This is a genomic window from Deinococcus radiotolerans (assembly GCF_014647435.1).
GTDB classification, from domain to species: domain Bacteria; phylum Deinococcota; class Deinococci; order Deinococcales; family Deinococcaceae; genus Deinococcus; species Deinococcus radiotolerans.
On the sequence record NZ_BMPE01000004.1, the window covers coordinates 107,753 to 125,921 of the forward strand.

Annotated in this window: 17 protein-coding genes; 9 read left to right on the top strand and 8 right to left on the bottom strand. The window is 69.4% G+C overall.

Features of this window, described 5'->3' with window-relative positions; genetic code table 11:
• Positions 1 to 114 precede the first annotated feature (114 nt).
• A complete protein-coding gene (gene queC / locus IEY63_RS10155) occupies positions 115 to 807 on the top strand; it encodes a 7-cyano-7-deazaguanine synthase QueC (RefSeq protein ID WP_189068896.1) in 693 nt (230 codons plus the stop codon).
• A 68-nt stretch (positions 808 to 875) separates the two neighbouring features.
• Here queC and tkt read toward each other — a convergent pair whose 3' ends face one another.
• A complete protein-coding gene (gene tkt, locus IEY63_RS10160) occupies positions 876 to 2,843 on the bottom strand; it encodes a transketolase (RefSeq protein WP_189068897.1) in 1,968 nt (655 codons plus the stop codon).
• A gap of 362 nt (positions 2,844 to 3,205) precedes the next feature.
• Between tkt and IEY63_RS10165 the strand changes: the two genes are divergently transcribed.
• Positions 3,206 to 4,132 (top strand): GNAT family N-acetyltransferase, encoded by a 927-nt coding sequence (locus IEY63_RS10165; protein WP_189068898.1) that lies wholly within the window; start codon positions 3,206 to 3,208, stop codon positions 4,130 to 4,132.
• 70 nt (positions 4,133 to 4,202) lie between these two features.
• Complete coding sequence (locus IEY63_RS10170; RefSeq protein ID WP_189068899.1) at positions 4,203 to 4,643, top strand: hypothetical protein; 441 nt, start codon at positions 4,203 to 4,205, stop codon at positions 4,641 to 4,643.
• Between the two features lie 27 nt (positions 4,644 to 4,670).
• Here the strand turns inward: IEY63_RS10170 and IEY63_RS10175 are convergent, their stop codons facing one another.
• Positions 4,671 to 5,849 carry a YbfB/YjiJ family MFS transporter gene (locus IEY63_RS10175; RefSeq protein ID WP_189068900.1) on the bottom strand — a complete coding sequence of 393 codons (1,179 nt, stop codon included), beginning with the start codon at positions 5,847 to 5,849 and terminating at the stop codon, positions 4,671 to 4,673.
• 146 nt (positions 5,850 to 5,995) lie between these two features.
• Positions 5,996 to 7,420, bottom strand: coding sequence for a tetratricopeptide repeat protein (locus IEY63_RS10180; protein WP_189068901.1), 1,425 nt, complete (start codon positions 7,418 to 7,420; stop codon positions 5,996 to 5,998).
• Positions 7,421 to 7,541: 121 nt separating this feature from the next.
• Between IEY63_RS10180 and IEY63_RS10185 the strand changes: the two genes are divergently transcribed.
• A complete protein-coding gene (locus tag IEY63_RS10185) occupies positions 7,542 to 8,033 on the top strand; it encodes an ATP-dependent metallopeptidase FtsH/Yme1/Tma family protein (RefSeq protein WP_189068902.1) in 492 nt (163 codons plus the stop codon).
• Between the two features lie 121 nt (positions 8,034 to 8,154).
• Complete coding sequence (gene ftsH / locus IEY63_RS10190; RefSeq protein WP_189068903.1) at positions 8,155 to 10,020, top strand: ATP-dependent zinc metalloprotease FtsH; 1,866 nt, start codon at positions 8,155 to 8,157, stop codon at positions 10,018 to 10,020.
• 282 nt (positions 10,021 to 10,302) lie between these two features.
• Here the strand turns inward: ftsH and IEY63_RS10195 are convergent, their stop codons facing one another.
• From IEY63_RS10195 to IEY63_RS10205, 3 genes are read right to left on the bottom strand one after another with little or no spacing between them, the layout of a single operon-like run.
• The gene (locus IEY63_RS10195) at positions 10,303 to 10,947 is read right to left on the bottom strand and encodes an SHOCT-like domain-containing protein (protein ID WP_189068904.1); all 645 of its coding nucleotides are present in this window, start codon (positions 10,945 to 10,947) and stop codon (positions 10,303 to 10,305) included.
• Entirely contained in the window at positions 10,944 to 11,144 is a 201-nt protein-coding gene (locus IEY63_RS10200; RefSeq protein WP_189068905.1) for a hypothetical protein, read from the bottom strand. The genes IEY63_RS10195 and IEY63_RS10200 overlap by 4 nt, the downstream gene beginning before the upstream one ends.
• The gene (locus IEY63_RS10205) at positions 11,141 to 12,019 is read right to left on the bottom strand and encodes a DUF4097 family beta strand repeat-containing protein (RefSeq protein WP_189068906.1); all 879 of its coding nucleotides are present in this window, start codon (positions 12,017 to 12,019) and stop codon (positions 11,141 to 11,143) included. Before IEY63_RS10205 ends, IEY63_RS10200 begins: the two co-directional genes overlap by 4 nt.
• A 247-nt stretch (positions 12,020 to 12,266) precedes the next feature.
• Here IEY63_RS10205 and IEY63_RS10210 point away from each other — a divergent pair, with 247 nt between their 5' ends.
• From IEY63_RS10210 to IEY63_RS10225, 4 genes are all read left to right on the top strand, one after another.
• Complete coding sequence (locus IEY63_RS10210) at positions 12,267 to 13,658, top strand: RNB domain-containing ribonuclease (RefSeq protein ID WP_189068907.1); 1,392 nt, start codon at positions 12,267 to 12,269, stop codon at positions 13,656 to 13,658.
• A 146-nt stretch (positions 13,659 to 13,804) separates the two neighbouring features.
• Positions 13,805 to 14,074, top strand: a complete 270-nt coding sequence (locus IEY63_RS10215) for a hypothetical protein (protein WP_189068908.1) — start codon at positions 13,805 to 13,807, stop codon at positions 14,072 to 14,074.
• 55 nt (positions 14,075 to 14,129) lie between these two features.
• Positions 14,130 to 14,471: a hypothetical protein gene (locus IEY63_RS10220; RefSeq protein WP_189068909.1), complete on the top strand. Its 342-nt coding sequence runs from the start codon at positions 14,130 to 14,132 to the stop codon at positions 14,469 to 14,471.
• Between the two features lie 105 nt (positions 14,472 to 14,576).
• Positions 14,577 to 16,364 (top strand): WD40 repeat domain-containing protein, encoded by a 1,788-nt coding sequence (locus tag IEY63_RS10225; protein WP_189068910.1) that lies wholly within the window; start codon positions 14,577 to 14,579, stop codon positions 16,362 to 16,364.
• 123 nt (positions 16,365 to 16,487) lie between these two features.
• Here IEY63_RS10225 and IEY63_RS10230 read toward each other — a convergent pair whose 3' ends face one another.
• Together IEY63_RS10230 and IEY63_RS10235 are read right to left on the bottom strand one after the other, a co-directional pair.
• Complete coding sequence (locus IEY63_RS10230) at positions 16,488 to 16,976, bottom strand: hypothetical protein (RefSeq protein ID WP_229784634.1); 489 nt, start codon at positions 16,974 to 16,976, stop codon at positions 16,488 to 16,490.
• A gap of 8 nt (positions 16,977 to 16,984) precedes the next feature.
• Entirely contained in the window at positions 16,985 to 18,157 is a 1,173-nt protein-coding gene (locus IEY63_RS10235; protein ID WP_189068911.1) for a DUF1501 domain-containing protein, read from the bottom strand.
• Positions 18,158 to 18,169 lie beyond the last annotated feature (12 nt).

The window sequence follows — 18,169 nt, forward strand, 5'->3', positions numbered from 1 at the left end:
GCAGCGTAGTGGGGTGTGGGCGGTAGAAACGGCACCCCATACCCGGCAACGAGGGTCTGAAGCCCGCTCCCGTGGGGAGAAGGTGGAGTGAGGGGTTCTTTTCGGAGGCTAAGTATGAGTGATAGTCAGAAGCGGGCGGTGGTGCTGCTGTCGGGCGGGCTGGATTCGAGCACGGTGCTGGGTATGGCGACCCGTGACGGGTACGCGTGTACCGCGTTGTCGTTCCGCTACGGGCAGCGGCACACGGTGGAACTGGAACGCGCGGCGAAAGTGGCAGCGCACTTCGGGGCCGCGCACCGGGTGATCGACATCAATATCGGGTCGTTTGGGGGAAGTGCCCTGACGGACGAGTCGATGGTGGTGCCGACGGACGGCACGGAAGATGGCGTGATCCCGCCGACGTACGTGCCGGGGCGGAACACGGTCTTTATTGCCGTGGGCCTCAGTCTGGCCGAGGCGATCGACGCCGAGCGGGTGTTCCTGGGGATCAACGCGGTGGATTACAGCGGGTACCCGGACTGCCGCCCGGAGTACCTCGCGGCGTATCAGACGCTGGCGGACCTGGCGACGAAGGCGGGCCTGGAGGGACGCGGCGCGGTGCTGACGGCGCCCCTGGCGGAAATGACGAAGGCGGACATCGTGCGCGAGGCGCTGGCGGTGGGCGTGCCAATCGACGTGACGTGGAGCTGCTACCAGGGAGGCAAGGAGCCGTGCGGGGTGTGCGACTCGTGCCGCATCCGGGATAAGGCGCTGATCGAGGCGGGCCGACCCGACCTCGCCACCACCTACGCCCAGGCCCAGCTGTAATCCCAGCAGGAGAGGCGGGACGCGCCGGGGTCTCCCCCACGCGTCCCGCCTCCTGTTGAAGGCGTTCCTTACAGGACGCTCTTGACGACCTTGCTGACGTTCTGGACGCTGAAGCCGAACTTCTCGAACAGGACGCTGGCGGGGGCGCTGGCGCCGAAGGTGTCCATGCCGATGACGGCGCCGTCCGTGCCGACCCACTCGTACCAGGGGCCCTTGGCGGCGGCCTCAATGGCGACGCGCTTGACGCCGGGGGTGAGGACGCTGTCGCGGTAGCTGCGGTCCTGGGTGCGGAAGACTTCCATGCAGGGCATGCTGACCACGCGCGCCTGGATGCCCTCGGCGGCCAGGGCCTCGGCGGAGTCCAGGGCGAGGCTGACCTCGCTGCCGGAGGCGATCAGGATGACCTGCGCGCCCTCGGCGTCACGGACGACGTACGCGCCCTTCTTCACGCCCGCGTGGTTGCGGGGCAGGATGGGCAGGTCCTGGCGGGTGAGGGCCAGGGCGGTGGGACCCTTGTCGTACTCGAGGGCCATCTGCCACGCGGCGGCCGTCTCGTTGGCGTCGGCGGGGCGGATGACGTGGGCGCCGGGGACGGCGCGGAGCATGGCGATCTGCTCGATGGGCTGGTGGGTGGGGCCGTCCTCGCCCAGGCCAATGCTGTCGTGCGTGAGGACGTACGTGACGGGCTGCATCTGGATGGCGCTGAGGCGGAAGGCGGGCTTGAGGTAATCGGCGAACACCAGGAACGTGCCGACCATGGGGTGCAGGCCGCCGTACAGGCTCAGGCCGTTCGCGGCAGCCGCCATGCCGAATTCACGCACGCCGAACAGCACGTTACGGCCGGCCATGCTGCCGCTCTGCATCTCGCCGCCGTCCTTGATCGTGGTCTTCGTGCTGCCCGAGAGGTCCGCGCTGCCGCCCATCAGGCCGGGGATGACCTTGGCCAGGGCGTTGATGACTTCACCGCTGGCGTTGCGGGTGGCGACGCCCTTGCCGCCCACCTCGTAGCTGGGGAGCGCGTCGGCGAGGTTGGCGGGCAGTTCGCGCTTGAGCATCGCGTCGACTTCGGCGGCCAGTTCGGGGTGAGCGGCGCGGTAGCCGTCCATCAGGGCGTTCCAGTCGGCCTCGAATTTCGCGCCGCGTTCACGGGCGTCCATGTGCGCCTTGACTTCCTCGGGCACGGTGAAGGGCGGGTAGTCCCAGCCGAGCGCGGCCTTGGTTTCCGCGACGCCCTCGGCACCCAGGGGTTCGCCGTGGGCCTTGCTGGTGCCCGCGCGGGGGCTGGCGAAGCCGATCACGGTGCGGACCTGGATCAGGGTGGGGCGGTCGCTGGTCTGCGCGGCCTCCACGGCGGCGCGGATGGCGTCCAGGTCGTTGCCGTCGGCAACCTTCTGGACGTTCCAGCCGTACGCGACGTAGCGGGCGGCGATGTCGTCGCTCTCGGCCTTGCTGGTGGGCGTGTCGAGCTGCACCTGGTTGTCGTCGTGCAGCCAGATGAGCTTGTTCAGGCGCAGGTGCCCGGCCAGGGCGGCGGCCTCGTGGTTCACGCCTTCCTGCAGGTCACCGTCACCCAGGATGGCGTAGGTGTGGTTGTCGAAGATGGGGAAGTCGGGGCGGTTGTAGCGCGCGGCGAGGTGCGCCTCGGCCATGGCCATGCCGACGGTCATCGCGGCGCCCTGGCCGAGGGGGCCGGTGGTGGCGTCGAGGCCGGGGGTGTGGAAGAACTCGGGGTGGCCAGGGGTCTTGCTGCCCCACTGGCGGAAGTTCTTCAGTTCGTCCAGCGAGAGGTCGTAGCCGGTGAGGTGCAGCAGGCTGTAGATCAGCATGCTGGCGTGCCCGGCGGACAGCACGAAGCGGTCGCGGCCGGGCCATTCGGGGTGAACGGGGTTGAAGCGCAGGTAATCCTGCCAGACGACGTACGCCATGGGCGCGGCGCCCAGGGGCGCGCCGGGGTGGCCGCTGTTGGCGGCCTGCACGCCGTCGATGCTCAGGGTGCGGATGGTGTTGACGCTCAGCTGTGGGATGTCGCTGGACATGCCGCTCATCCTACCCCGAGAAGAGTATGTGTACCCTGTACACTTTGTGGCGCTTTCTAGACGCTCGGGTGAAGCGCTCCCACGACTGGCGCGCGGAGCCACACCAAAAGAAGCGCTCCCGACGACGCGGGAGCGGGGATCATGCTGATTCTGGACCATCCGTCCTGGGGAGCAGGCGCACCATCGGCACCTCCATTCCGGTACAGACAGAATACGCTACAGGCAGAATATTTACAAGTCCTTCCGTGAATATCCACTGAGTCAACATGCAACAGGCCTTGAGTTGACCTTCATCCCAGGTAAGCCAGATGGCGTACCCACCCGATTCGCGCCTCGCCCACACGCCAGCGCACAGTGGACGCATGACCCACGCGCCCCACCCGACCGCTCACCAGCCCCTCCTCCGTCCATTCCGCGCCGCCGATGCCTCAGCCGTCGCCCGCCTCGTGACCGAGGGGGTCCGCAGCCACTGGACCTACGCGCCAGAACACTTCCGGGAGGCACAGCCCGGCACCCACCCCACGCGCCTCGTCGCCGAGCAGGAGGGCGTGGTGATCGCCACCGCACGCCTCGCACCGTTCGGGGAAGGCGTGCCGGACGCGCTGCGGCTGGACGTCGCCGGAGACGGGGGGTCGTTCACACCGCTGCTGCTGGCGCAACTGGCCGAGATGCCCAGCGGTTTCCGGCGCGTGCTGGGCGTCACGCGCGAGGACTTCACCGAGCAGATGACCTTCTTCCACGCTGCCGGCTTCCGGAACGCGTGGCAGTCCTGGGGCGCGCACCTCGACCTCACTACCTTCGACCCCGCCCCCTTCGAGCCCTTGCAGGAGCGGCTGTTCCTGGCCGGATACGAACCCGAACGCCTCAGCCCGGATGCGCCGGACGCCGACTGGGACACCCTCTACACCCTACACCAGACCGGGATGCGCGACCGGCCACGCAACCCCACGACCACCCCCGACCCCCTCACGCGAGGCGGGCTGCGGGACGTCATCCGGCGGGAGGAGGCCGCATTCGTTACGCGCTGGCGTGGGGAGATCGTCGCCCTGACCCGGCTCACCCCACGCGGGCCCGAGGTGGACAGCGAGGACAGCGTCACGCACCCGGACCACCGCCGCCGGGGCGTCATGACCGCCCTGAAAGCCCACGCACTCAGCTGGGCGAAAGACGCAGGGCACACGCACGCCGGGACGGGCGGCACCGTCCTGAACCTCCCCATGCTGCGCGTGAACACCCGCCTGGGCTACCGCGTGGAACGCATGTGGATCACCTGGGAGAAGGAACTGTGAGTCGGGAGGCGTGCCCGTTCACCACACAGATCGGCACCTGGAGCAGGAACGGGTCGAGCATAGTGCCCGAATGAAACATGCCCTGCCCCTGATCGCCCTCGCCATGCTCACGGCCTGCCACAGATTCGCTCCGGCTCCCTTCGGCGGTCTGGGCACGTTCACAACCGTCACGCAGGAGGCACTGGATCAGTGCCGCACGTTGTCCTGGACGATGCGAATCCTGGATGCCACAACGAAGGAAGACGTTAGCGCCAGCCTGCGCTACCGCCTGATCCAGGGTGATGTCATCCGGGAGGACAACCGGGCGTTCGGGCCGGTCATCATCTCCACGGCGTCTCCACTGTTTCAACTCGTGATCTCGCAACTGCCACCCAATGACGGGATTATCGTCAACGCCTTCACCTGCGAAAGAACGGGAGAACGCGTCGAGACGCCTGCTCAGCCCCGGCAACTTGGAGGCAACAGAGCCACCGTCACGTACACATCGACCGGCGGGTTGCAGGTTCGCTGACCACACTGAGGCACTGCAAGCTGCAGTTCACGGATTTTTCTCCGATCCTCTCCCCTGCACCCACGCGAACGCCGCGCCCAGCAGCAGCACGGCCGCGCTGACGCCCAGGCCCAGGCGCAGGCCGCCCGCGCGGTCGGCGAGCAGGCCGGTCAGGAGTGGCCCGGCGACCTGCCCGGCAGCGAACAGCACCGTGAACGCCGCGATGCCGCGCGCCCAGGCGTGCTCGGGCAGGGTGCGGCGGGTGATCAGGGTGGTGAACGCAACGACCGCCAGGAAACTCCCGCCGAACAGCGCCCCGGACAGCAGCAGCACGGGGGGACTGGTGCCCAGCAGGGGAAGGGCGGCCCCGGCGGCCAGGGTGAGCATCTGCGCGGTCATGGCGCGCGCGCCGCGCAGGCGGGCGGTGACGGGCGCCCACACGAACGGGTGCAGGACGACGCTGAGGCCCAGCAGCGCCCAGAACGGCGTGATCCACGCCTGCGCGCCCGCCTCCCGCAGGAAGGCCACGATGAACGTCATGTACGCGATGTACCCGATGCCGAAGCAGGTGTACGCGGCGAGCGTCCAGGCCAGCGGCCGCAGCGACACGGCAGGGGTGCGGGTGGAGGCACTGGCGGCGTGGGTGGGCAGGCGGCGCAGCGCAGGAGCGCTCAGCGGGATGCAGGCCAGCGCGGCGAGGCCCAGCGCCAGCCACGCGCCGCGCCACCCGTGCGCCAGCAGCGGCGGCAGCAGCGCGGCGGAGAGCAACATACCGATCCCGGCCCCGCCGTAGAACACGCCCAGCAGCAGCGGGCTGCGCTCTGGGTGAGCGCGCGTGGCGAGCGCGGCCAGCCCACCGCCACTGACGAACACCAGCGCGCTGCCCACCCCAGACAGGAAGCGCAGGGTCAGCAGCGGCACGCTCAGCCCAGTTGCGGCGCAGGCCAGCAGCGTCAATGCCGTGAGGAGCATTGCGCCCGCGAACACGCGTGCCAGCCCCGCGCAGCGGATCAGGGGTGCGGCGATCAGTGCGCCCAGCAGGTACCCCAGGGCGTTCGCGGCGTTCATTGCGCCGGACAGCGTGAAACTCCAGCCCAGGTCTTCTCGCATGGTGGGCAGCAGCAGCGCGTACGCGAACCGCGCGAAGCCCAGCGCGACCGCGCCCCCCAGCGACAGGCGCAGCATGTCCGCGAGCGCCCCCCGCAGGCTGGACTCGGCGCGGGTCATGGGGCGCGCGGCGTCCGGTTCCCTGGGCGTCCGGCACCGCACCGGACCTCCAGTCCATCTCCCGCCTTACGCCTCTGCTGCATCTCGCTCTGTTTCACAGCTTGATCAGTCCGCTCGGGTGGCCTCGGGCGAGACCACCGCAGTGTTCAGTTCAGCATGCGGCCGCCGGTACCGCCCTGCTGGGATAGGAGCGCCTCGGCCTTGCGCAGGTGCTCCAGCAGGGTCACGTGCCAGTCGTCATTGTCGGGGGTGTGGGCCAGCGCCTGCTGCGCGTGCGCGTACGCGGCGGCCGGGTTCGGGAAGCCCTGCTGCGCCATGACGTCGGCGGCCATCTGGTGCGCGGTGATCCAGTCGCGGCTCTCGGGCGCCGCCTCGCGGATCACGCGGTCGTAATGTTCGAGCGCCTCGTCCAGCTGGAAGTAGTCCAGCGCGACGCTGCCCAGCACGAGGCTGGCGGGAATCACGGCGCCCTGCGCCAGGGCCTGCTCGGCCTCCAGTTGCGCTTCCTGCAGGCGGCCCAGGCGGTAGTCGCACTCGGCGATGTCGGCCAGGACCTCCGGCTGGTACGGGTATTCCGGGTCGGCCAGCACGGCTTCCAGCTTCTCGCGGGCGTCCACCGGACGGTCCAGGTCCAGCAGGGCCACGCCCAGTTCGTGGTTCGCGTAGGGCCGGTCGGCGTCCGTGGCGAGTTTCAGGGCGTCCTCGAAGGCGTTCAGGGCGTCCTGCTGGCGGCCCAGGTGGGTCAGCACCTGTCCGCGCACGAGCGCCACGCCGTAGCTGGGGTCGCCGTGCTGCGCTTCCAGGCGGGCGGCCTCGCGGATCATGTCGTGCGCGGCGTCCGGCTGGCCCAGGTTCAGCAGCGCCTGCGCCCGCAGGTAGTGCCACGTGGCGAGGTTCAGCCCGGCGTCCTCCGCGTCGTGCGTGCTGGGCCGCGTGGGGTACAGGGGCCGCGCCTGATCCAGCGTGTGCTTCGCGGCCTCCGCCTGCCCCAGCTGAAGTTGCAGCGCCGCCTGCTCCTGCAGCATCACGGCGCGGTTCAGCCCGCGGGCGAGGTGGGCGGCCTCCCCGTACAGGTTCGCGGCGTCGGCGGTCTGGCCAAGCCCCTCGTTTGCCTCGGCCTCCCAGGACCGCAGGCGCCAGCGCAGGTGCTCGGGCAGGTCGGACGCCGGGAGGTGAATGTCGAGGGCCGCCTGCCCCTCGTCCATCAGGACCAGGGCGCACAGCGCGTGGAAGCGGGCCAGGGGATCGGTGGCCTCGCGGGCGCTGGCGGGGGGTGGGCTGGCGTCGGGACCGCGCGTGCGGGCGTCGAGTTCCGCCATGAGCGCCTGGTACAGCGGGTCCTCGCGCAGGCTGGGGTCAATGGTGCGGGCCTCGCGCAGCGCGGCGCCCAGGTCGGTGGTGGCGGTGTCGCCGTACAGGGCGTGCAGGCTGCCGAGCAGGAGGGTCAGGCGGGCGCGTTCGGGTCGGTGGGCTTCGCGGGTGGCGGCGTCCAGCACGCTGAACGCCTGCTCGTAGTCGCCTCCGGCGAGCGCCTCGCACACTTGCTGCCAGGTGGTGGCCACGTCAATCATTCCCCGTCAGGATACGGCACGCGCGCCCACCGGGGCGCAGTGGCTGCACCTTTGGCCCTGGCGGGCGGACCTGCACCTTTTTGCGCTTGCGTGCCGGGTCCATCCGCGGTGTCATGGGCGGATGAGACAACGTGGAGCGTGGGGGGCTGTTTCGGGCGGCGTGCTGGCGCTGGCCTTGCTGGCGGCGCTGGGCGTGTGGGGCCTGGCGTGGTGGTCGGGCGCGCGGACGCAGGTGGTGCCGTTCGCGGCGTTCCAGTCGCTGCTGGAGGCCGGGCAGGTGCAGCGGGTGGTGGTGCGGGGGCAGCAGGCGACTGTGACGCTGAAGCAGCCAGTGCCGATCCAGACCCTGACGCCGGGCGGCCCAGCGACGCGTGAGGCGCGGGAGGTGCGGGTGCGTGTACCGGGCCATCTGACCACACCCGACAGCAACCTAATTCCCCTGATGCAGCAGCAGCACGTGGACCTGCGCTTCGAGCAGCCCAGCCAGTGGCTGGGGATCCTGCTGAACCTCCTGCCGGTTCTGCTGCTGGTGGGCTGGACGGCCCTGGTGCTGGCGGCGCTGGTGGGGCTGGAGTGGTGGGCCACGCGGCGCGTGAAGGTTGCCAATCCCTAAAGCGCAGGTGTGAGGTGGGACAATTTCATGCACCTTGAGTCTGGTAGACTCAACTTCAGCGGGGCCGCGCGCCCCACTTCGCCCCATACACCCTCTTCGACCCCTCCCGGAGGACCTGTTCTTGAAACGGCTCAATCCCTGGCTGATCGTCCTGTTCGTGCTGGCCCTGTTCCTGATGTTCTCGCAGGCTCCACTGAGCGGGCGTTCCAGCGTGAACTACACCCAATTCAAATCCCTGCTGGAAAACGGCCAGGTGCAGCGCGTCATCGTCCGCGAGAACAACGCGAACGTGACCCTCAAGGAGCCCACCTCCGTCGAGGTAAACACCGCCGGCGGCCCGCAGAAGCGCGACATCAAGGACTTCAGTGTCCGCCTGCCCGGCAGCGTCGCCACGCCTGACAGCAACCTGATTCCCCTGATGCAGCAGCAGAACGTGGACCTGCGCTTCGAGCAGCCCAGCCAGTGGCTTGGCATCCTGCTGAATTTCCTGCCCATCATCCTGCTGTTCGCCATGATGTACTTCTTCTTCATGCGCGCCCAGGGCGGCCAGAACGGCGTCATGCAGTTCGGGCAGAGCAAGGCCAAGAAGTACGGCAAGGAAAACCGCGTGCCCACCAAGTTCACCGACGTGGCCGGGCATGAGGAAGCCAAGCGGGAACTGGTGGAGGTCGTGGACTTCCTGAAGAACCCCGGCAAGTACCACCAGATCGGCGCGGAAATTCCCAAGGGCGTGCTGCTCGTGGGCCCTCCCGGCACCGGTAAGACGCTGCTGGCCCGCGCCATCGCCGGCGAGGCGGACGTGCCGTTCTTCAGCGTCAGCGCGTCGGAATTCATGGAGATGTTCGTCGGGGTCGGCGCCAGCCGCGTCCGCACCCTGTTCGAGGACGCCCGCAAGAGTGCGCCCGCCATCATGTTCATCGACGAGATCGACTCCATCGGCCGCAAGCGTGGCGCGGGGATCGGCGGCGGGCACGACGAGCGCGAGCAGACCCTCAACCAGATCCTCTCCGAGATGGACGGCTTCGACAAGAGCAGCAGCGTCATCGTGCTGGGCGCCACCAACCGCCCCGACGTGCTTGATCCGGCCCTGCTCCGACCCGGCCGTTTTGACCGCCAGGTGACCATCGATCTGCCGAACCTCAAGGAGCGCGAGGCGATTCTGAAGGTGCACCTGCGCAACAAGCCCCTAGCGGGCGGGGTGGACGTCCCCGAGATCGCCAAGAGCACGCCTTACTTCAGCGGCGCCGACCTGAAGAACGTCACCAACGAGGCCGCGCTGGAAGCCGCCCGCGTCGGTAAGACCCAGATCGACATGAGTGACTTCTACCGCGCGCTGGACAAGATCACCTTGGGCCTGGAGAACGGCAGCCTGACCATCAGCGAGCAGGAGAAGAAGGCCATCGCGTACCACGAGGCCGGACACGCCGTCACCGCCGCCGTCATCCCAGGCAGCGACAAGCTCCAGAAGGTCAGCATCATCCCGCGTGGCCGCGCGCTGGGCGCCGCGTTCTACCTGCCCGAAGAGCAGGTCCTGATGAGCAAGGAACGCCTGGAGAACCAGCTGATCGTCGCGCTGGGTGGCCGCGCCGCCGAGGAAGTCTTCATGGGCAGCGTCACCTCCGGCGCCGCAGACGACTTCCGCAAGGCCACGAATATCGCCCGCAAGATGGTCCTCGAGTGGGGCATGGGCGACAACTTCAAGAACATGGCCCTCACCACCGACAGCGGCCCCGTCTTCCTGGGCGAGGACATGGCCAAACCCAAGGCGTTCAGCGAGCACACCAGCCAGCTGGTCGACGAGGACGTCAAGCGCATCCTGACCCGCGCGTTTGAACGCGCCCGGGAACTCGTCACCGAGTACCAGCAGGCCATGCATGAAGTGGCCGAGGCCCTGCTCTCGCAGGAACTCATCACCGGGGACGTCGTCCGCGAAGCTGTGGGCCGCGTGGGCGGGCAAAACCAGCCCATCCCTCAGACCACCGCCTGATTTCAGCGTCAGCCAGGACCGCTCCCGACCGGGGGCGGTTTTCTGCGTTCAGGGAGCAGGGGTAAACGCTTCAAGGCAGGGGCACGCTGACCCGTGCAGGCCGCTGCGCAGATCTCTTCCGGCCTCCCACCGTCGAGTGCGGTAGCCAGGACCGTTGCCCTGCCCCGTGTTCGTGGGCCCTGCCCACCCGGCGGTCAGAGCTTGAACGACCTGCCGCCTCTCCCCTGCCCGGCCAGAAGAACGCCGCCCCCAGGTCTTCCGGGGGCGGCGCTGCTGTCGCGTTCACTTGAGGCTGATGTGGACTTCGTTGCCGTGCTGGTCTTCCGCGTCGATCAGCGGGCCCGGGTAGGGGGTGGCCTCGATCAGCAGGCGCAGGGCGTCCAGCGTGAACCCGGCGCTTTCCAGCGCGGCCTGCCCATGCGGGGGGATCAGGCGGTCGAGGTGCGGGGCGAGGCTGACGGGAATGTTGGCGTTGTACTCGTCGCCGTGCTGGCTTTCCACGTGAATGCGCAGGATGCGGGCGCTGGGCGGGGCGGGCGGGTAGGGCATGGGGACGCCGTGCAGTTCGTGTTCCACCTGAGTCGTGATGTTCTCCACCATGCTGTCGATTCCTCCGGTGATGCGGTCCACGAGGCCTTCCAGGCCGCGGACGCGCTGGCCGCCAATGACGACCTGGGGGCGGCGGGGCGGCTGGGGGGGCATGGGCGGGGTAGGGCCGGTGTCGCGCACGCCGCGCAGGAGCATCAGGTGCTCGGCCACCTGCCCGCTGTCGAGCTCGTCGCGGTTCAGCAGGGCGGAGATGAGTTCGCGGTCGCTGTCGGTCAGGGCCAGTTTGGGGCTCAGGGCGGCCAGCAGGGGCGCGGCGTCTTCCAGGGTCAGTTTGCCCGCGCGGACGAGGTCCAGGATGCGGCGGATCTTCTCTCTCATCGTGGGCCTCCGGTGAGCAGGCTGCGCTGAATGCGGGCGTGGTGCTGCTCGGCGTTCAGGGTGCGGGCCAGCGTGGCCTGCCGGTGGGCGCACTCGGCGTCCGGGGTCAGCAGGGCGCGCAGCTGGGTGCGCAGGGCGGCGCGCAGTTCGCGCAGGCTGGGCAGGTACGGGGCGGGGCGGGTGGGCAGGGCGGTCATGCGGTCACGACCTTCAGGCTGCCCGCGGTGATCTGGCAGTTCAGGCGGGCGTCGCCGCTGCCGAGCTGACCGGTGTGACGGGTGTTCAGGAAGCCGCCGCTCTTGCCGGTGGGGAAGTCCGCCTTGAACGAACCCATGGTGAGGTGCGCGTCGAGGTGCACGCTGCTGCCGGGCTGGAGGTGTAGTTTCACGTTCCCGGCGTTCACTTCGACGCGGTGGTCGCCGCCGCTGAGCTGCCCGGTCCAGCTGAGGTTCCCGCCGTTGACGCTGGCGTTCAGGGTGCGCGCGCCGGTCAGGCTGAGGTTCCCGCCGTTGACGCTGACGGTGGTGGGGCCGCTCATCTCGGCGGCGTTCAGGTTGCCGCCGTTCACGTCGGCGTGCAGGCTCTGGGCGCGGCCCATGCGGACGTTCCCGCCGTTCACCTGGGCGCGCAGGCTTCCAGCAAGGTCGGGAAGGGTGAGGTTCCCGCCGCTGACTTCGGCGTTGACGTGCCCGGGGGTGAAGGGCAGGGTCAGGATCGCCTTGAGGCTGCTGCCGCCCACGTGCTGCTGCCCGGGGACGCGGGCCACACGCCAGCCCTGCGGGGTGTGGTCGAGGGTGAGTCGGCCTTCCTCGTTCGCGGCGAGGTGGGGGGTGGTCAGGGCGGGGTCGGTCAGGACGGTGAGGCTGTAGCCCTTGATGAGCAGGTGCAGGTCGCGGCCCGCGTCGGTGGGGACGTCACTGGCGACCAGGGCGGTGGCCGGTTGGGGCTGGGGGTGCGGGAGGTCCTGGGTGTCCTCGAGCAGGCCCTGCGCTTCTTCGGGGGTGAGTTTGCCTTCGGCCACCAGACGCTGAACGTGGGCGTGGAACTCGCTTGCGGGGTGCTGGTCATTCATGCTGCCCTCCTGTGTCATATAGAAACATCAGACTTCTTTTTTGTCAAGCTAGGTTTTACAAAAAATTAAAATGGATCTTGCCCATCGACACGGATTTCCGAGAAATATGTGTCTCAGCCGATTTTTTCTAGACGATTTGAACTTGGACCACATGGTCTCCAGGGACCGCCTGGCAGCCATGGCCTACCTGATTAACAACCCGGGCTTTACAGTGCGCATCTTGACCGCAGCGCCCTATCCTCTGGGCATGACCCTGCCCGACCTCACGCCCGCTCAGCGCACCGAAGTGGAACTGCTCGCCCGGGGCAAACAAGAGAAGAGCCGCACCATGCGCGACCTGAGCCAGCCGGAAACGCCTGAGGCCGCGCACGCGCTGCTGCTGCGCGCGGGCCTGTGGACCGACGCCCGCACGCCGTACGCCGACCGCCTGGGAGCGGCCCTGACGCCCGTGGCGCTGGACGTACCGCCCTTCGCACCGGAGACGCGACTGGACCTGACGCACCTGGACACCTTCGCCATTGACGACGAGGGCAACCGCGATCCGGACGACGCGGTGGGCATCGAGGTGCTGCCGGGCGGCCTGACGCGCCTGTGGGTGCACGTGGCGGACGTGGCCGCGCTGGCCCCCGCGGACAGCCCGCTGGACCTGGAAGCCCGCGCGCGCGGCGCGACGCTGTACCTCCCGGACCGCACGATCGGCATGCTGCCGGACGCGCTGGTCGAGCAGGCGGGCCTGGGCCTGCACGCCACCAGCCCCGCGCTGAGCATCAGCCTGGACCTGGATGAGGACGGCAATGCTGACGCTGTGGACGTGCAGCTGACCACGGTCCGCGTGCAGCGCCTCACGTACACCGAGGCGCAGGAGCGGCTGGACGCGGGCGCCGAGCCGTTCATGACGCTGGCCCGGCTGGCCGCCGCGAGCCGTGAGCTGCGCGTGCAGGAGGGTGCGTTAAGCATCGACCTGCCCGAGGTGCGCGTGAAGGCCGACGAGACGGGCGCTGCCGTCACGCCGCTGCCCAAGCCGGAGATGCGGGCGGTCGTGCAGGAGTGCATGACGCTGGCCGGGTGGGCTGCGGCGATCTACGCGGACGACCACGCCATTGCGCTGCCGTTCGCCACGCAAGACCCACCGCACCGTGAGGTGCGCGGCGACACGCTGCCCGCGCAGTGGGCGCGGCGGCGCACGCTGGCCCGCACCCGCTTCCAGCCGGCGCCGGGACCGCACGCAGGGATGGGCCTGGACCTGTACACGCAGGCGACCAGTCCCATGCGGCGGTACCTGGACCTGGTGGTGCACCAGCAGCTGCGGGCGCACCTGGCCGGGCAGGACGGCCTGAGTGGCAAGGAGGTCGCGGCGCGCGTGGCGCAGGCGCAGATGAACGCGGACGCCACCCGGCAGGCCGAGCGCCTGAGCCGACGCCACCACACCCTGCGCTTCATTGCCGCGCAGCCCGAGCGGGAGTGGGACGCGGTGGTCGTGGACCGCCGGGGGCCGCAGGCGACGCTGCTCATTCCGGATCTGGCGTTCGATCTGCCGGTCAGCACGCCGGCTGCGCCCGGCACGGCGCTGCGCGTGCAGCTGGGCGACGTGAACCTGCCGAACCTAACGTTGCGCGCCCGGGTGATCGCCGCTGTCTGAGGCGACAGGGCTGGCCCCGCGTGCATAAAATCAGGGGGGCTGATTTAGGAAATAGCGAAAAATAGCGTGATGGACGCACAATCTGCTTCCCGAAACCTGATTCATCTTTCATTCATTCAACCCCAGGCATGACTACACTGCCAGTCATGTCCGCCGCGAGCATCACCCCCTGCGACATCGTGTCCCTCCGCATGAGCCACTGCCGGGCCGAGCACGCCGCGCGCGAAGCGCAGTACCACCTCGCCGTCCTGCACTACCGCACCTGCCTGGAGGCTGCCGAACGCCGTGAGGACAGCCGCGCCGTGGAATTCTTCGCCCTGAAACTCGCCCTCTGCTACGACCAGATGGGCCTGAACTCCAAGGCCGCCAGCTTCCGCGCCCTGGCCGGCAGCGGCGACATGCCCCTGCTCGGCTGAGGCGCGCCCCGCCTCCGGTCAGCCGCGCCTCAGCTTCACGCGGCACACTCGGCGCATGACGACCCTGCTGCGCCGAGTGCTGCTGCCCCTCGCCCTGCTCGCCGGAGGCGCACACGCCGCCACCCTCGACCTGAAGGTCGGCCAGAGCGGCCCGCTGGGCCAGGCCACCCTGACCCTGCTGCGCACCCAGGACAGCCGCTGCCCCATGAACGCCCGCTGCATCCAGGCCGGGGAACTCGTGGCGACCGTCCTGATCCGCGAGGGCAGCCGCGTGCGCCTGCACCGCCTGACCCTCCCGAACGCGGCCGCCACCACGGGCGTGCACATCAGCGGCGCGACCGCCAACATGGCCGGACAGCACCTGCCCCTGACCGTCACGTTCAGCGACACCCGCTGACCCTCAGCGCCCCCCGCCCGCGCCGACACACGGACCCGCCTGATCCGCCGCGCCTCATCCGATATGAGGCTGCGCCGCGGCACGCTTTTGCCTACAGTGGAGCCCATGAACGCCTCTGCCCTGGCCCTGAGTGCCGCGCTCGCCCTGAGTGGCGCCGCGTCCGCGCTGACCCTGTCGAAACCCACCGTGTACACCGTGCCCGGCGCGGACTCGCACCTCGCCGCGTTCCTGCCGGGCGGACAGGTGGCCGTGGACGCCGACAACGCCGTGCTGATCCTCGACCAGAACCTGAAGACCGTGCGCGGCTGGTACACCCTGCAGGGCAGCGTGCGGGCCCTGAGCGCCAGCCCTGACGGCACCCGCGTCGCCGCGCTGAGCCGCGACCGCTGGGCCGTATGGAACGCGCAGACCGGGCAGGAGATCCGCAGCGGTAAACCCGAGTACGACACCACGCTGGCCTTCGCGGCCGACAACACGCTGCTGCTGCTTGAAGACGGCACGCTGAGCCGGATGGACCTGACCAGTGGCCAGAAGACCGAGGTGCTCGGCGACGGTGAGGCGTACGACGTGCGGGTCAGCGCCGACGGCACGCTGGCCGCCGTGATCTACGAGGACCGCGTGGACCTCGTGACCCTGGCCGACGCGAAAGTCGTGGCCAGCGGCGAGATCAGCGACGACTGGGACGGCCTGGAAGCCACCTTCAGCCCCGACGGGCAGGCCGCCGTGATCCGCACCGGCAGTCAGGCCCTGCTGCTGCGCGCCGGGCAGGACCAGGCCACCGAGATTGAGGGCGGCGAGGACTTCAGCCTGGACGGCAGCGTGCTGTTCCTGAACCCCGCGCAGTTCCTGTACGCCGAGTACGGCGATGGCCAGCTGTTCGACGCGCAGACGGGCGAGACCGTCGGGGACACCCTGGACCTGAGCAGCTTCGACACGCTGGTCGGCGGGCCGGACGGACGGGTCCTCAGCCTGGGCGGCAGCGTGGGTCTCCTGCAACTGGAGGCGCTGGACGCCCCGGCCCGCCCGCAGGTGAAGCTGCCCAGCGCGAACACCTGGAGTGGCGCATTCATTGGCGGCGTGCCGCACGCGGGCCTGGGGGAATTCATCAACCTGAAGACCGGCAAGGGCCTGAACGTCGGGAACCGCGAGCGCCTGTACGCCACGGAAACGCAGGGTGAGCAGGTGTGGACCCTGAACGGCAGCGGCAGCGTGAACGTATACCGCGCCGGGAAGATCGTGAAACTCCCCGCCCTGAACAGCAAAGTCGAGTACGAGACCCTGCACACCTCCCCCGATGGCCGCTACGCCGCGGTCAGCGGCTACGATGGCCTAGCGCTGCTGGACGGCCAGACGGCCAAGGTGGTCAAGCAGTTCACGCCCGCGCAGCTGAAGGTCAAGGACATTCACGACGCGCTGCCCACCCCGGACGGCAAGGCCGTGCTGGTCATCCCGCACGAGGGCAACCCGCTGCGCGTGGACGTCGCGACCGGCAAAGTGCAGGCGGCCGTGAACCTGCCCGCCGACGCCTCGGCCGAGGAGTTCCAGCAGAGTCGGGGCGGCACGCTGGCCGTCGCGTACTCCGTAGATGACGTGTACGCCGTGGCGCTGTTCAAACCCGGCGCGACCACACCGTTCAAAACGCTGAAGTTCGCCACGGCGACCCGGACGCTGCGGTTCAGCCCGGACGGCAAGCTGCTGGCCGTCCTGACCGGCGACGCGCAGAACGCTTTGCAGGTGTTCGACACCGCCAGCGGCAGCCTGCTGGCCCGCACCGGGCAGTTCAGCCTGCGCACCAGCCTGCTCAGCTGGTCGGCCAACGGCACGCAGCTGATGGTCGGGGCCGGTCAGCAGGGCCAGCCGGGCAGCGTCAGCGTGTACGACGTGAAACGCTGAACCTCAGTTCCTGAAAGCGAGAGGCGGCCCCGTCGCAACGGGGTCGCCTCTCGCCGCATAGCCTTGACCGGGCCTGCATACCGCGCTATAGTTTTGTACATCACCGCCCAAGAGGCGGCTTTTTTATTTTCCCGCCTTCTTCTTCGGTGGAGCGAACTGCTCGGCTCCTCCTGCCGCTGCGAACGCCGCGCGCAGCTCGTCCAGGGGCTGCTCCGGTCGGCTGACCGGGTCACCGGGAAGGGTCTTCGCGTAAACCTCCAGCGCGTCCGGGTAACCGTCGCCGTCCGCGTCGCTATCGGCCTGAAGGAGGGTGTACAGCGCCTGCGGGAAGGTCAGGTGCCGTCCCGCCTTCGCCTCGCTCGCGAAGGTCGCCTGGATGGCCTGCCCGAACGGGTTCCAGGGCGCGCCGCCGTCCACGTTCACGTGGCAGTACGTGCAGGGCATCACGCGGCGGTCCAGATCCCACAGCTCATTCCCTTCGGTCAGGTGCAGCTGCGGCGCGGCCTGGAGCCGGTAGCGGGGCATCGCCTCGGCCGAGCGCACCAGCAGCGGCGAGAGCAGCACCAGACCCGCCAGGGTCAGCCCGACCCCCTTCATTCGGGCGCCGCGCACGCCGGACTTCACGCGATCCAGCGCGGCCCGGTGAAGGTGCCGCCCAGGATGCCGCGCGCGTCCAGGTTCAGCCAGCGGGTCAGGGCCTCGGCGTACACACCCCGGAAGTCCTGCCTGTACTTGATGTCCCCTTCGGACAGGTCTTCAAGGTCGGGGCTGCTGCCGTGCACGCCGCCCTTGACGCCCTGCCCGAACGCGAACATGACGCTGCCCTTGCCGTGGTCGGTGCCCGCGCTGCCGTTCTCCGCGACGCGCCGCCCGAACTCGGAGAAGCCCATCACGATCACGTCCTTGGCGAGGCCCTGGCGTTCCAGGTCAGCCTGGAAGGCACTCAGGCCCCCAGCGAGGGTGCCCAGCAGGCCGTCCTGCTCGGCGCGCTGCCCGGCGTGCGTGTCGAAGCCGCCCAGCGACACGTAGATCACGCGCTGCCCCACCCCGGCGGCGATCAGGCGCGCGGCATCCCGCAGCTGCGAGGCGAACTTCGTGTCCGGGTACGTGGCGCCCGCCTTGTACTTCTTGACGTTCTCCTGCACGCGGGCCGTGTTCTTCAGCATCTGGCGGGTGGCGCGGGTCAGGTACGCGGCCTCGCCGCTGCGCGGGGAGTTCAGCAGGGACTGGAAGGGGGTCTCCATCCCGCCCGGGAGTTTCAGCTGGAAGTTGTCCACCGAGTCGATGCTGGGCAGGCTGAACTCGCTGGCCTGGAGGGCCTGCGGCGTGGCGGCCCCCAGATTGCTGGCGCAGAACGGGTCGCCGATCTTCTCCGCGATCCGCCCGATCCAGCCGTCCGCCTGCGCCTGCGCGGGGTCCGCGGTGTGCCAGATGGCCATGCTGGCGAAGTGACTGCGGTTCGGGTTGGGGTACCCGACGTTCTCCATCCACGCGAGGTGCCCGTCGTCCCAGAGTTTCATCAGAGGTCGCAGGGCGGGGTGCATGCCCAGGTCGGGCGTGACGGTCAGCACGTCCTTTTTCGGGATGGCGATGTTGGGCCGCGCGGCGTAGTACGCGCCGTTGCTGTAGGGAATCAGGGTGTTCAGGCCGTCGTTCCCGCCGGTCAGCTGCACGACCACCAGGGTCTTCGTGCCGCCGGCCTGGGTGGCGGCGCGGGCCAGGAAGCCGGGCATGCCGCTCGTGGCGGCGACCGCCAGGGCGGACAGTTTCAGGAAATCACGTCGGTTGGTCACGGGGCACTCCTC

Excerpts from the sequence above, each read along its gene's own strand:
- IEY63_RS10195 (WP_189068904.1), bottom strand. The coding sequence starts at position 10,947 with ATGAGAGAGAAGATCCGCCGCATCCTGGACCTCGTCCGCGCGGGCAAA.
- IEY63_RS10175 (WP_189068900.1), bottom strand. The coding sequence starts at position 5,849 with ATGACCCGCGCCGAGTCCAGCCTGCGGGGGGCGCTCGCGGACATGCTG.
- queC (WP_189068896.1), top strand. The coding sequence starts at position 115 with ATGAGTGATAGTCAGAAGCGGGCGGTGGTGCTGCTGTCGGGCGGGCTG.
- IEY63_RS10220 (WP_189068909.1), top strand. The coding sequence starts at position 14,130 with ATGACGACCCTGCTGCGCCGAGTGCTGCTGCCCCTCGCCCTGCTCGCC.
- IEY63_RS10215 (WP_189068908.1), top strand. The coding sequence starts at position 13,805 with ATGTCCGCCGCGAGCATCACCCCCTGCGACATCGTGTCCCTCCGCATG.
- IEY63_RS10170 (WP_189068899.1), top strand. The coding sequence starts at position 4,203 with ATGAAACATGCCCTGCCCCTGATCGCCCTCGCCATGCTCACGGCCTGC.
- IEY63_RS10185 (WP_189068902.1), top strand. The coding sequence starts at position 7,542 with ATGAGACAACGTGGAGCGTGGGGGGCTGTTTCGGGCGGCGTGCTGGCG.
- IEY63_RS10210 (WP_189068907.1), top strand. The coding sequence starts at position 12,267 with ATGACCCTGCCCGACCTCACGCCCGCTCAGCGCACCGAAGTGGAACTG.
- IEY63_RS10180 (WP_189068901.1), bottom strand. The coding sequence starts at position 7,420 with ATGATTGACGTGGCCACCACCTGGCAGCAAGTGTGCGAGGCGCTCGCC.
- IEY63_RS10225 (WP_189068910.1), top strand. The coding sequence starts at position 14,577 with ATGAACGCCTCTGCCCTGGCCCTGAGTGCCGCGCTCGCCCTGAGTGGC.
- IEY63_RS10200 (WP_189068905.1), bottom strand. The coding sequence starts at position 11,144 with ATGACCGCCCTGCCCACCCGCCCCGCCCCGTACCTGCCCAGCCTGCGC.
- IEY63_RS10205 (WP_189068906.1), bottom strand. The coding sequence starts at position 12,019 with ATGAATGACCAGCACCCCGCAAGCGAGTTCCACGCCCACGTTCAGCGT.
- tkt (WP_189068897.1), bottom strand. The coding sequence starts at position 2,843 with ATGTCCAGCGACATCCCACAGCTGAGCGTCAACACCATCCGCACCCTG.
- IEY63_RS10165 (WP_189068898.1), top strand. The coding sequence starts at position 3,206 with ATGACCCACGCGCCCCACCCGACCGCTCACCAGCCCCTCCTCCGTCCA.